The sequence below is a fragment of the Micromonospora sp. NPDC050276 genome (assembly GCF_044459545.1).
Taxonomy (GTDB): domain Bacteria; phylum Actinomycetota; class Actinomycetes; order Mycobacteriales; family Micromonosporaceae; genus Micromonospora.
Map to the genome: position 1 here is coordinate 58,635 of NZ_JBITJA010000014.1, position 12,230 is coordinate 70,864.

The 12,230-nt window shown below is 68.9% G+C and carries 13 protein-coding genes; 3 read left to right on the plus strand and 10 right to left on the minus strand.

What is annotated here, in order from left to right:
* The 3 genes from ACIBF8_RS25950 to ACIBF8_RS25960 form a co-directional block, all read right to left on the minus strand.
* Positions 1 to 831, minus strand: coding sequence for a carbohydrate ABC transporter permease (locus tag ACIBF8_RS25950; RefSeq protein WP_396786342.1), 831 nt, complete (start codon positions 829 to 831; stop codon positions 1 to 3).
* Entirely contained in the window at positions 828 to 1,781 is a 954-nt protein-coding gene (locus ACIBF8_RS25955) for a carbohydrate ABC transporter permease (protein ID WP_396786343.1), read from the minus strand. The genes ACIBF8_RS25950 and ACIBF8_RS25955 overlap by 4 nt, the downstream gene beginning before the upstream one ends.
* Before the next feature lie 73 nt (positions 1,782 to 1,854).
* The gene (locus tag ACIBF8_RS25960; protein WP_396786344.1) at positions 1,855 to 3,048 is read right to left on the minus strand and encodes an ABC transporter substrate-binding protein; all 1,194 of its coding nucleotides are present in this window, start codon (positions 3,046 to 3,048) and stop codon (positions 1,855 to 1,857) included.
* A gap of 165 nt (positions 3,049 to 3,213) precedes the next feature.
* Between ACIBF8_RS25960 and ACIBF8_RS25965 the strand changes: the two genes are divergently transcribed.
* The gene (locus ACIBF8_RS25965; protein WP_396786345.1) at positions 3,214 to 4,056 is read left to right on the plus strand and encodes an IclR family transcriptional regulator; all 843 of its coding nucleotides are present in this window, start codon (positions 3,214 to 3,216) and stop codon (positions 4,054 to 4,056) included.
* An 18-nt stretch (positions 4,057 to 4,074) separates the two neighbouring features.
* Here the strand turns inward: ACIBF8_RS25965 and ACIBF8_RS25970 are convergent, their stop codons facing one another.
* From ACIBF8_RS25970 to ACIBF8_RS25985, 4 genes are all read right to left on the minus strand, one after another.
* Complete coding sequence (locus ACIBF8_RS25970; protein WP_396786347.1) at positions 4,075 to 4,389, minus strand: chorismate mutase; 315 nt, start codon at positions 4,387 to 4,389, stop codon at positions 4,075 to 4,077.
* Between the two features lie 220 nt (positions 4,390 to 4,609).
* Positions 4,610 to 5,200 (minus strand): TetR/AcrR family transcriptional regulator, encoded by a 591-nt coding sequence (locus tag ACIBF8_RS25975; protein WP_396786348.1) that lies wholly within the window; start codon positions 5,198 to 5,200, stop codon positions 4,610 to 4,612.
* The gene (locus ACIBF8_RS25980; RefSeq protein WP_396786350.1) at positions 5,193 to 6,029 is read right to left on the minus strand and encodes an alpha/beta fold hydrolase; all 837 of its coding nucleotides are present in this window, start codon (positions 6,027 to 6,029) and stop codon (positions 5,193 to 5,195) included. Before ACIBF8_RS25980 ends, ACIBF8_RS25975 begins: the two co-directional genes overlap by 8 nt.
* Positions 6,030 to 6,099: 70 nt before the next feature.
* Entirely contained in the window at positions 6,100 to 6,873 is a 774-nt protein-coding gene (locus ACIBF8_RS25985; RefSeq protein WP_396786351.1) for a hypothetical protein, read from the minus strand.
* A gap of 53 nt (positions 6,874 to 6,926) precedes the next feature.
* Between ACIBF8_RS25985 and ACIBF8_RS25990 the strand changes: the two genes are divergently transcribed.
* A complete protein-coding gene (locus ACIBF8_RS25990; protein ID WP_396786354.1) occupies positions 6,927 to 7,529 on the plus strand; it encodes a class I SAM-dependent methyltransferase in 603 nt (200 codons plus the stop codon).
* A gap of 92 nt (positions 7,530 to 7,621) precedes the next feature.
* Here the strand turns inward: ACIBF8_RS25990 and wrbA are convergent, their stop codons facing one another.
* The 3 genes from wrbA to ACIBF8_RS26005 form a co-directional block, all read right to left on the minus strand.
* Positions 7,622 to 8,230, minus strand: a complete 609-nt coding sequence (gene wrbA, locus ACIBF8_RS25995) for an NAD(P)H:quinone oxidoreductase (protein WP_396786356.1) — start codon at positions 8,228 to 8,230, stop codon at positions 7,622 to 7,624.
* Between the two features lie 167 nt (positions 8,231 to 8,397).
* The gene (locus ACIBF8_RS26000; RefSeq protein WP_396786357.1) at positions 8,398 to 8,790 is read right to left on the minus strand and encodes a YybH family protein; all 393 of its coding nucleotides are present in this window, start codon (positions 8,788 to 8,790) and stop codon (positions 8,398 to 8,400) included.
* A 568-nt stretch (positions 8,791 to 9,358) separates the two neighbouring features.
* Complete coding sequence (locus ACIBF8_RS26005; RefSeq protein WP_396786358.1) at positions 9,359 to 10,072, minus strand: alpha/beta fold hydrolase; 714 nt, start codon at positions 10,070 to 10,072, stop codon at positions 9,359 to 9,361.
* Positions 10,073 to 10,346: 274 nt separating this feature from the next.
* On the opposite strand from ACIBF8_RS26005, the gene ACIBF8_RS26010 reads away from it, so the two are divergent.
* A complete protein-coding gene (locus tag ACIBF8_RS26010) occupies positions 10,347 to 11,585 on the plus strand; it encodes an MFS transporter (RefSeq protein WP_396786360.1) in 1,239 nt (412 codons plus the stop codon).
* Positions 11,586 to 12,230 lie beyond the last annotated feature (645 nt).

The following is a 12,230-nucleotide window of genomic DNA, read 5'->3' on the forward strand; positions in this document are numbered from 1 at the left end:
TCAACCCTTCACCGCACCGGCGGTCATGCCGGAGACCACGTACTTCTGGACCAACAGGTAGAAGGCGACGGCAGGCAGTGTGAACAGGAAGGCGACGGCCATCACCGTCTGGATCGGGGTACCCAGTTCGCCGATGAAGTTCGCGATGCCGACGGAGGCGGGCTGCAGATCGGGGTTGAAGATGAACGTCACCGCGAACACGTACTCGTTCCAGGCGTGGAAGAAGGCGATGACCGCGGTGGCCGCGATCGACGGCGCGATGAGCGGCACGTTGATGCGGGTCAGGGTGGTGAACGGTCGGGCGCCGTCGGCGCGCGCGGCTTCCTCCAGCTCCTTCGGGATGCCGTCGATCGCGCCCTTGAGGATCAGCGCGACGATCGGCAGGACGAAGGCGGAGTTCACCAGGACGAGGCCGGTCAGCGAGTCGAGCAGCTCGAAACGGCGGAACAGCGCGAACAGCGGGACCACCATGAGCGCCTCGGGAAGCATCTGCGTGAACAGCAGCACGACGGTCAGCACGGCCTTGCCCCAGAACGAGAACCGGGACAGCGCGTAGCCGAGCGGGATGCCCAGGCCGACGGAGACGACCATCGTGCCCACGGCGATGATCAGGCTGTTGAGCAGCCACCCGGCCGCCTTGCCCTCGGCCAGCGCGTCGACGAAGACCCCGAACTCGCCGAGGTCCGGCGTGAGCCGGGGCTGATCGGCGAAGAGGTCGCTGTTGCTGGACAGCGCCGTGACGAACATCCAGTACAGCGGAAACACCGCGACGCCCAGCACGACGAGCACGGCGACGATCCGTGCGGTGACACCGAAACGGAAGCGCCTCATCGGACGTCCCCCTTCTCCACGGCACGGGCGACCAGGCGGCTGCCGATGATGACGATGAGCGAGATGACGACGCCGACCATTCCGATGGCCGCCGCCGATCCGAGTTCCTTCGAGTCGAACGCCTGCGAGTAGAGGTCGATGACGAGCGTCTCGGTCGCGCCGACCGGCCCGCCCTTGGTCATCAGCCAGATCAGCTCGAAGCGCCGCAGCGACCAGATCGTCATCAGCAGGGCCAGCAGACCCACGGTCGGCTTGATGACCTGCCAGGTGACGGCACGGAAGGTGGCCCACCGTCCGGCGCCGTCCACGGTCGCGGCCTCGTTGAGGTCCTGCGGAACGGACTGCAGCGCGGAGAGCAGCACCACGGAGGTGAACGGGAACAGCTGCCAGATGGTCGTGGCGAGCACCGCCGGGAGCGCGTAGCGCGGACTGTCCAGGATGGCACCACCGGGCACACCGAGTCCCACGGCGTCGAGGAGGCGGTTCACGATGCCGTACTGCGCGTTGAGCATCCAGGTGGCGATGAGCGCGACCGCGATACCCGGAGCGGCCCAGGGAACGGTCACCAGCGCCCGTGCCACGCCACGGCCTCGAAACTTCTTGTTGAGCAGGAGCGCGACGACCAGCCCGGCTCCGATCGCGACAACGACACAGGTGATCACGTAGACGAAGGTGATCAGCAGGGTGCGGTGGAACTCGGGGTCGCCGAAGATCCGGTTGAAGTTGTCGAGCCCGACCCATTCGCTGCGAGTGGGGTTGAGCAGCCTCGTCCTGGTGAAGCTGAGGTACACCTCCTGAACGAGGGGTACCGCCTGGAAGACGAGGATGAACAGGGCGGCGGGTGCCAGGAACAGGTACGGCGTCCACTTGCTACCGAGCGGGCTGCGCCGACGCCGGGGCTGGCCTGGGGGTGTTGTCTTCGGTGCTCCGGTCTGCTCGACCACAGTCATCGGGTTGATCCTTCGGGGGGAAGGACGCTGCCGGCGCACGGGTCGTCGCGCCGGCAGCGTCGCCGTCGAGCGGTCAGCGGACCAGTTCGGTCGCCTGCTGCTGGGCACGATCCAGCGCCGACTTGAGGTCGGCCTTGCCCTGCAGGGCCGCGACCACGTTCTGCACGACCACCTTGCGGATGTCCGGCGTCTTGGCCTCGAACCCCAGCACGATCTGCGGCAGGCTGGTCTCGGTGAGTCCGTCGAAGACGGGGAGGAACGGGGTCGCCTTGAGCGCTTCCGCGCTGCGCTGCGTGGTGGTGGCGACGCTGCTCGCGCCGAGGATCTCCTGCAGCTTGACCTGGTTCTGCGGCTCCAGCGCCCACTTGATGAAGGTGCCGGCCTCCTCCTTGCCCTCGCTCGCCTCGTTGATCACGATGGGTGCGAGGATCGCGCCCTGCTTGCGGACCGGGAACGGGATAGGTGCGACGTTGAAGTTCAGCTTCGCGTTCTGGCCGCGCGTGGCGGTCACGTAGCCGCCGTTGTTGAGCTCCATCCCGACCTTACCCTCGGCGAACATCCGCCGGAACGTCGCCGCGTCCGCTCCGCGCGGGATCACGTTCGCGTCGTACAGGTCCTTGTACGCCTGCAGGCCCTTGAGGTTCTCCGGCGAGTTGATGGTCAGGTTCTTGCCGTCGGACCACGCGCCGCCGAAGCCGTAGACGTAGTTGAAGATGTCCTGCCAGACACCGGCCTCCTCGGCCTCCGTCTGGCGGAACGCCAGGCCGAAGACGTCGCCCTTGGTCAGCGACTTCGCGGTGGAGGTGAACTGCTCGTAGGTGGTGGGCGGCGTCGGGATCAGGTCAGCGTTGTAGAACATCGCGTAGTTCGACGCCTCGAAGATGACGCCGTGCCGGACACCGTCGTGGACCATGAACTGGTCCGGCTGCTTGAGCAGGTCGTACTTGCTGGCGTCGATGATCTTGTCCAGCGGCGCGACGAGGCCGGCGTCCGAGGCTGCCTCGAACTCGGGCATGTCGAAGCGGACGAGGTCGGGGCCCTTGCCGCTGCCCATCTGCGTGAGCACGGTCTGGCCGAAGGTCGGGTACGGCACCGCTGCGGCAGACACCTGCACCTTGGTCTGGCTCTGATTGAACTCATCGAGCCACTTCGTCAGCAGGGGCCCGCGGCCCGGGTCGCCGAAGGTCGAGGCGGCGAAGGTCAGTTTGGTGACGCCGTCACCGGAATCGCCGTCCGAGCCGCAACCGGTCAAGAGAGTGGCAACCAAGCCGAGGGCACATGTCGCCCTGGCGATGCCGAAGTGAGAGCGCTGATTACCCATCGTTACTCCACTGTTACGAGTTGGCGTCAAGCATATGAAATTGCAACGATCGTAGCGCCATGTGCAACGGTGTCAAGTGGCAATTGCGTATAGCGTCATCTATATTGCATAATGTGCAATGACAGCGACGGCGCTGCCCGTCGCGCGAAGGGAGACACAGCCTTGGCGCAATCGATTCGCCGCGCGATCGACCTCATCCGTCGATCCGCGGAGCACCCGCTGTCCCTTACCGAGGCTGCGGACGTGCTCGGCGTCCACAAGTCCACAGCCCTGCGCATCCTGCAGACACTGGAGTCCGCGCGCTTCGTCCGCCGGACCGGCGCGGGCACCTACGTGCTCGGCAGCGGCCTGATCGAGTTGTCCGAGCTCGCGCTCGGCTCGATGGACCTCCGCCAGCCCGCCGCCGCACACCTTCGTGCGCTGCAACGCGAGACCGGCCACACCGTACACCTGGCACAGCTGACCGGCGACGAGATCATCTATATCGACAAGGTGGACAGCCCGGCGTTCGACTCCGTCAAGCTGCCATCGCGGGTGGGGCGAGCTGTTTCGATCTACGCGAGCGCGGTGGGCAAGACCATCCTGGCCTACCTGCCCCGCGAGGAACGCGACCGCCTTCTCTCCCACGTCGTCTTCGAGAGATTCACCGACACCACCTTCACCGACCACGACGCCCTCGAAGCGGAACTGGCCCGCATCCAGGAACGTGGCTGGGCCGCCGACAATGGGGAGCACGACGCCTACGTCATGTGCGTGGCCGCGCCGATCAGGGATTCGCGAGGGCAGGTCATCGCCGCCGCCTCGATCACGGCGATCGAGGTCATCGCAAGCCTCGACCAGCTGAAGGGTAACCTTCCGCTGCTCCTGGCGACCGCCAACAAGATCTCCTACGAGCTTGGCTACGCGCCGCCGCCCTCGGCGAGCCCGGACGCCGACGCCCGCTCCGCGACCTGACTGCGCACGTTCGGGCGATCACCGCCTACTCGGGGCCGACCCGCCGGTGCTCCGGTAGTGCTCGTCGGTCTCCATGTCGATGAATGCCTGGATCATGCCCCGGTAGATCCGTTCGATCAGATCCGGATCGGCGCCGGCCTCGCTGGCCAACGCGCGGACCCGGGCCACCACCTGCGCCACCCGGTCCGGCGCACGGACCGCCTGGCCGTCGCTCTTGAGCGGGGCCGCCTGCCGGACCAGCGCCTCCCGCCGGGCGAGCAGCCCGACCAGCTCACCGTCCAGCTCGTCGATCCGCGCGCGGATCTCGATCAGCGTCAAAGCGGTCTCTGCCACGCCGAAAATCCTCGCACGGTGGCGACACGATCAGGCGACCCGATCGCCGGGCAACACGCCGATTGCCGCCTTTCATCCTGATCTCGACACGTTCATGTCCGCCTCGGAACGGCAACCACGGAGGATGACGATGGGTGGAATGCCTGAGGGTTGCGGCCACCCGCACCGTCAGCGGCCCGGCAGGGTTGCCAGCGCCAGGTGGGGTCGACGCGACCCGGTGTCAGCGGGCCACGGCGGTGCCATCGGTGACGCCGGCGCGAAGGCCACGATCGATGAAGGTGACCATCCAGTTGAAGCTCTCGTCGACGGCCGCGTCGATCTGGAACCCACCGGCCACTTCCAGGGTGGCGAACCCGTGCACGACGCTGCGCAGCATCCGCATGGCGTGGATCTCCTGGCCGGGGCCCAGCCCGTACCCGCTCAGCATGGCCGCCCAGGAGGCGAGCACCCGCCCGCTGACCGGGATGAACGGGTCGTCGGGGCCGGTCGGGCGGGCGGCATTGGCCGCCGCGTATCGACCGGGGTGTTCCCGCACGTACGTCCGCATCGCCTGGGCGCCCGCGGCGAGGGCATCGCTGCCGGACCGGCCCTGAATGGCGTCACGGATGACATCACCGGCCTCCGTCATGGCCAGGATGGCGATCCGGTGCGCCACCTCAGCCTGGCCGGTGACGTGCTTGTAGAGCGAGGGCGTCTTGATCCCGAGGCGCTCGGCGAGCAACCCCATGCTGAGGTTGTCGAAGCCGACCTCATCGACCAGCGCGGCAGCGGCTTCGGTGATCGACGCTGGGGTGAGCCGGGCCTTAGGCATTGGTCAGCGTCCGGGCGAGGAAGGGCAGGGCCAGGGCGAGGACCTCGTCGGGCGTCTGGACGTGCGGGTAGTGGCCCGCGCCCTCGATGACGGCCAGTTCGCCCAGCCCTCGCGGCAGGTCGGCGATGATGCGCTCGCCCTCGGCCCGCGGGTCGGCCCAGTCGGGGTCGGCACTGCCCTGGATCACCAGGACCGGGCAGGTGACGTTGGGCAGCTGCTTACCGGCGTCGCTGGGGCTGGTCTTGGCCATCGCCTGGAGGACCTTCATCCGGCCGGGCTCACTCATCTTGGCCTCGATACGCGCCAGCTCGCTGTGCCAGTCGGCGGGCTTGGCGGGGAACGCCACGTCGAGGTACTTGCGCCAGTTCGCCACGTTGCCCCGCAGGAGCACCTGCGCCAGTTGGAGGTAGCCGGCCCGGAAGCGCTTCACGCGCACCAACCCGCCAAGGTCCAAGGACTGTGCCCGGGTGAACGGCGCCAGCTCGATGACGCCGGCGATCAGCTCGGGCGCGGTGGCGGCCGCGATGGTCGCGGCGCCGCCGCTGATCGACTGCCCGATGATCACGGCCGGACCGCCGAGGTGGCGCACGACGGCGACGAGGTCACCCGCGATGTCGGTACGGCTGTAGCCGTCCCAGCCGAGGCTGGAGTCGCCGCAGCCGCGGATATCGACGTTGGCGACCCGGTAGCCGGCGTCGACCAGGGCGGGGGCGAGGAATCGGTAGGAGTGTCGGCTGTCGCCCATGCCGTGCGCCAGGACGACCAGTGGGCCCTCCCCGGTCACCTCGTAGGCGAGGCCATTCCCGGCACGGTCCAGGTATTCGATCATGACGCCCTCCAAGGTTAGCTAGTGTGATTAGCTTTAGGCTAACCACATTAGCCACGGGTGGCAAATGACGCTACTCGCCTCCGCCCAGACCGAGCTGGGGGTAGCGGGCGTCGGGCGCAGCGACCGCTCCGGGCGGCCGAACCACGGTGACGGTCGCGCCGAAGTCGCTGTAGCGCAGGGAGGCGTTCGGCAACCCGCTGGCCTCCGGCATCAGGAAGCTGACCAGCCGGCCCTCGGCGTCCAGCGTCGCCCGGAACGCGTGGCGGCGTGCACTGTCCGGGAAGACACCACCGGGACCGGGACGGAAGCTGATCCCGTTACCGGGGACGACCCGGGTCGCGTCGATCGTCCCGGTGATCCGAGGGCCGTCCACTCGCGCGGCGACGATCGCGTCGATGAGGCGGCCCGAGCCGCCGGAGTCGTTCCTGCCCGGCGCGAAGCTCAGGGCGAAGTTCGGCGGCACCCGGGTCGGGTCGAGGAGCATCCACCCGTCGCCCACGCCCCGCAGGAGCGCACCGGTCTTCATGTAGACGTCGTCGTCGATCATCCGGATCTCGAGGACCCCACCCGGCATCGAAACCGTGGCGTTCAAGCGCTTGTTGACGTTGTCGGTGTGCGACAGCGACGTGATCTGACTGGCGAGATCGGCGTCGCTGCGAAAACTCGTCTGGTTGACGAACGCCGTGCCCGCCCGCAGCAGACCGGTCGCTGCGGCATCGGCGCTGGCGACCGCCACCGTGGATTCGGGTTCGGATCGGGGTTCGCTCTCCGGCCGCGCGCCGACCGAGCAACCCAGCAGGAGCAGACCCGCGGAAATGCCGGCCAGCGTGGCTCGACGTGTCATGACCGTCACGGTAGGCCGCCTCAACAAGCTCCACTGGCCCGTATATTGCCGCGATGGAAACGGACACGGTGCGGCAGGCTTACACGTCCGTCGCGGAGCTGTACATCAGCCTGTTCGGCACCAGCCAACAGGTGCACCCGGACGACCTCGCCTTCATCGAGCGACACCTGACGGGTCGAACCGGACCGGTGCTCGATCTGGGCTGCGGACCTGGCCACATCACCGGCCACCTTCGGGCGCTGGGCGTCGACGCAACGGGGATCGACCTGGTCCCCGACTTCCTCGCGCATGCGCGGGCGGCCCACCCGAACGTCGACTTTCAGCTCGGGTCATTGGAACGCCTCGACGTCCCCGACGAATCCATCGACGGCATCCTGGCCTGGTACTCGTTGATCCATCTGCCGCCACAGGAGCTCGACGGCGTGCTCAAGGAGTTCCGGCGGGTGCTGGCCCCTGCCGGACGTTTGGTCCTGGGCATCTTCTCCGCCGACGAGGTCGGCGCCTTCGACCACAAGGTCGTGACCGCCTACCGGTGGCCGGTCGACGAGTTCTCCGAGCGACTCACCCACGCCGGTTTCCAGGAGGTCGAACGCTTACCACGGCCGAGCGACGACCAACACCGGCCGCATGCCGCCATCGCCGCGATCGTGGTGTGAGGGCCAAGGGGCCGGCCTCCCTTCGCGGGAGACCGGCCCCTGGCCAGCCGCGCACCGGGTCAGTGCGGACATCCAATACGGCGGCAGCCCGCTCAGGCGCTGAGCTTGCCAGCGATCTTGACGACCCGCTCGGCCATGTGGTCGAGGGCAGCGAACTGAGCGTCGCCCAGCGGGGCGTCGTTGCTTCCGCCGGTGACGTGCGAGACGCCGTACGGGTTGCCGTCGGCGAACTTCAGCGGGTCGGTGTAGCCCGGGGCGACGACCAGACCGCCGAAGTGGTGGATGGTGTTGTAGAGCGCGAGCAGGGTCGACTCCTGGCCGCCGTGCGCGGTCATCGACGCGGTGAAGCCGGCGTACACCTTGTCGGCGAGCAGCCCCTGCGCCCACTGCGGGCCGAGCGTGTCGATGAACTGCTTGAGCTGGCTGGCGACGTTGCCGTAACGGGTGGGCGTGCCGAACAGCACCGCGTCCGCCCAGACGATGTCGTCGGCGGTCGCCTTCGGCTCGTTCTTGGTGGCGTCGAAGTGCTGGCTCCAGGCGGCGTTGGAGGCGATGGCCTCCGCCGGGGCAAGCTCCGGAACCTGCCGCAGCCGCACCTCGGCGCCCGCCTTCTCGCCAGCCTCGGCGAGGCGCTTGGCCATGGCGTGCAGGGTGCCGGTGGACGAGTAGTAGATGACGGAGAGCTTGGTCATCGGAGGCATCCTTCCCAGGAAAGTAGTTGCCGCTGATAAATTTGCGGCCGCAACAATCTCGACTGTAGCAGCCACCTCGCGGTGCCCCAACTGCTGACCATCCCCTGCTCCGTGACGGAGCACACCAGGGACGGGCGCGGGAGCGATGCGGCGGTCGTGCTGGCAGGCCGGTCAGGTCACGAGCCGTCGGGTGGGTTGGCCGATTGCTGTCCCGGCCAGAACGGCCACTCCTCGAACGACCGGCACCGTCCGTCGCTGGCGAACCGCATGACCCACAGGTCGCGGTACTCCTGGTCGACCGGGTCGCCGTAGCGGACCTCCTGGCGCGACACGGCGGTGTCGCCGTCGACCGCGACGATCTCCGTGGTCATCTCGAACACCTCGTCGGGACCCCGACGCTGCTTCTCCCACATCCCGGCGATGGCCGGAAGGCCGACCACGGGCGTCCAGTACGGCCCCTGCTGGTAGCTCGCGTCCTCGGTGAAGATCGTGACCAGCCCGTCCGTGCCCGGCGTCCGCCAGAGCCGCTCGTAGGCGGCGAGCCAATCGTCGACGTGCTTCCTGTCCATGGACATCACCTTGCCACCCGTGCCGCGGCGAGCTGGGAAAACCCGCAGGCTGCCGGCAGCGCACCATCGAGTCGCGCGCCAGCCTCGGCCCTGGGCACCCTTGACATCGAAAGGTGTACGCCGCCAGACTTCCGGATGCTAATTCGATTTAGCTACATCGAAGCCCTCAACTGCCAGTGTCCGGACCAGACCGCGACGAGCGACCACAGAGGAGTCTTCGCGCATGAGGGGAACGACCGGAAGACGCCGGATCAGGCGTGCCATCTCGATTCTCGCGTTCATGACAATCGGTGCGGGGGCCGTCGTCCCCACGCCCGCTGCCGCCGCCGGCCGGCCCGCGATCAAGCAAGGCGCGACCGTCAAGGCGGACCGCAACTCGGGGGTACGCCGCCGCGAAGACCCAGGTTCCCGGCGCGCACGACGGGATGACGGCGGGCCAGCTGTTCACGATCTTCGCCCGCGACCACCTGTGGTCGGAGGTCGACCCGACCTAGTCCCGCTGGGCAGACGGGTTGGGCCGGCGACCTCACGTCGCCGGTCCAACCCGGTCAGCGGTCCGTCCGGAGCGTCAGGTCACGGCCCGAACCGCCTCGATGATCGTCTCGGCAACCTCGCCCGGCCGGGCCACCGCCATCGCGTGCGAACCGCCGACGACCTCACGCTGCCCCCGAGGGTTGGCCCGCTCGGCCATGAACCGGTGCGCGGCGACCGGAATGTTCTTGTCGGCGTCGCCGAACACGAACCAGCTGGGCAGCGATCGCCACGCGGGATCGCCGGTGAGCGTGTCGCCCAGGCCCTGTTCGGTGATCGGCCGCTGGGTCCGCGCCATCAGCGCGGCCATGTCGTCCGACGCGTCCGCGCAAAACTGTGCGTGGTACTGGTCCTGCCCGATCGCCACCTCGTTCCCGCCGGTCGACACCGGGTACTGCACCAGCGTGTCGGCGAGGGTGCTGCCGGGGAACTTCGCGGACAGCGTCATCGCCGACTCGCCGGTGTCCGGGGCGAAGGCGTTGACATACACGAGGGCCCGTACCGAGGTGTCACCGGCGGCGGCCTGCGTGATCACCATGCCGCCGTAGGAGTGACCGACGAGGACGACCGGACCGCCGATCCCCCGCACGACATCCCGCGCGTACGCGGCGTCTCCTGCGACGCTCCGCAGCGGGTTCGCGACGGCCACCGAGTCGTACGCGGCGCCCAGCCGCTCGAGCACACCGTTCCAGCTCGCCGACTCGGCGAACGCGCCGTGCACGAGAACGATGGTGGGCTGTGGATCAGGCATGATAGCGCTCCCTCACTCCGTGAAGCTGTTCACCGCCGGTCGCACTGGTACGCCTGGATACCCCTCAGGCGAGGGTGAAACGTCTCCTCCCGCAGTCACGTCCGCGATGTGATCGAGCAAGGACTACCCGACCTCCCCCGGCTGCACGTCGCCGTTCGCGCCGAGCTGGATCAGCGAGATGTCCGCCGAGCGCGCTAGGCACCACCTTTCTCGGCCGAGCCCGTGGCGGCGGGGTCGACGCCGTCTTCCGCCCGACCCTATAGTGAGTTCCATTATGGGACTTACTACGTTCTGGCGGTGGTGGGTCGCCGGCACGACCAGCCACCTCGGCTCGGCGGTCGGCGCGCTGGCCCTACCGCTGACCGCACTGACCGTCCTCCACGCGTCGGCCCTCGAGATGGGTCTGATCACGGCGGCGAGCTATCTGGCGTACCTCCTGATCAGCCTGCCGGCGGGGGTCATCGTGCAGCGGATGCCGCTGCGCGGCATGCAGGTCGGCCTGGATCTGGTCCGGGCCCTCGCCATCGCGTCGGTGCCCCTGGCCTGGTGGTTCGACCTGCTGACGGTGGCCCAGCTGATCGCGGTCGCCCTGGTGGTGAGCTTCGCCAACGTGCTGTTCGACGTGGCGAACCAGACCTTCCTGCCGGAGATCGTGCCGGCCGCCCAGTTGCAGGCCCGCAACAGCCTCACCTCTGGCACACACGCCGCCACCGCGCTGGGCGGGCCGTCCCTGGGTGGTTTCGCGGTGCAGCTGCTGGGTGCGGTGCCGACGCTGTTCGTGGACGCCGTCAGCTACCTGCTCTCCGCCGTATTGCTGCGCACCCTGCCGGCCCGGCGGGTGCAGCGACCGGCGGATCGGCCACCGATGGTCACGATGATCCGTGAGGGCTGGCACTTCGTGCTCCGGCACCCGATCATCGGACCGGCCATGTGGGACGCCACCGCGACGAACTTCGTCAACGGCGCGATGCTGGCCCTCTTCCCGTTCTACCTCATGCGCGAGCTGCACGCATCGCCGGTAATGGTCGGGCTGTTGATCGCCGTCGACGGCCTCGGCGCGCTCATCGGCGCCGCGCTGACGACCCGCTTCACCGACCGGTTCGGCACCGCCCGCGGCCTGATCATCGCGGCCTTCGTCGGTGTGGCTGGCGCGCTCATCATCCCGCTGGGCACCGGCACCGCCGCATTCCTGGCGTTCGCCGTCGGGAACCTCATCTTCGCCAGCTCCACAGTGGTGCTCAGCGTGACCACCCGCACGTACCGGATGCTCGCCAGCCCGCCGGAACTCTTGTCCCGGGTGATCGCCACGGTCAAGTTCGTCTCCTGGGGTGCCATCCCGGTCGGCGGCCTGCTCGCCGGCATCCTGGCCGGGCCGCTCGGTGCCCGCACCACTCTGTTCTTCTTCGGAGCGCTCACCGTGCTGTCCCCAATCATCTACCTGTCGACGCCGGTCCGCGGGCTGCGCGACCTGCCGCTCGACGCCACGCCGACACCCGCCGAAGCCCGGGTGTGACGCCACGCAACGGTCGGGCGGGACGCCGCGATATCGATGGAAGGTGTAGTTCCCGGTTTCCCGGGGCAAGAACCCGCGCATGGAGGGAACGGCGCTCGGCGCGATGGCGCTCGGCGCGCTCCTTGGCGCCAGCCCCGCCCACGCCGACACGCCGTCGCGTCTCCAACTGGTGGAGGTCGCCACCTCGCCGAAGGTCGTGGAGGTGGCGTCGGCCGACGTGGTCGAGGCGCGGCTGACCGTCCCCCTGCCCCTGCCGACCGGGGCCGTTCCCCTGCCCCTACCGGATCCGCTGCCCCTACCGTCCACGGACCCGCTGCCTCTGCCGTCGACGGATCCACCGCCCCTGCCGTCGACGGACCCACGGCCCCTACCGACGGCCGTTGCGGTGCCGATGCCGTCGGCCAAGCCCCACACCGGCGCACCAAGCCGGCCGGTCCGGCCGCCGCGGGCCACAGCGGCACCGTCCACCTCGGCATCCGCGCGCGTCGCCTCGCGGCCCTCGCCGGTACCGGAGATGTCCGTGCCGGCGACGCCGTCCCGGGACGGCGCCCACGGCACGTCCGCTGGCCGGCTGCCGGATCAGGTGCGGGCGGCGATGACCGCCGGCACCGGAGAGCGGCCCAGCCCGCCGGCCCGTCCCGCGCC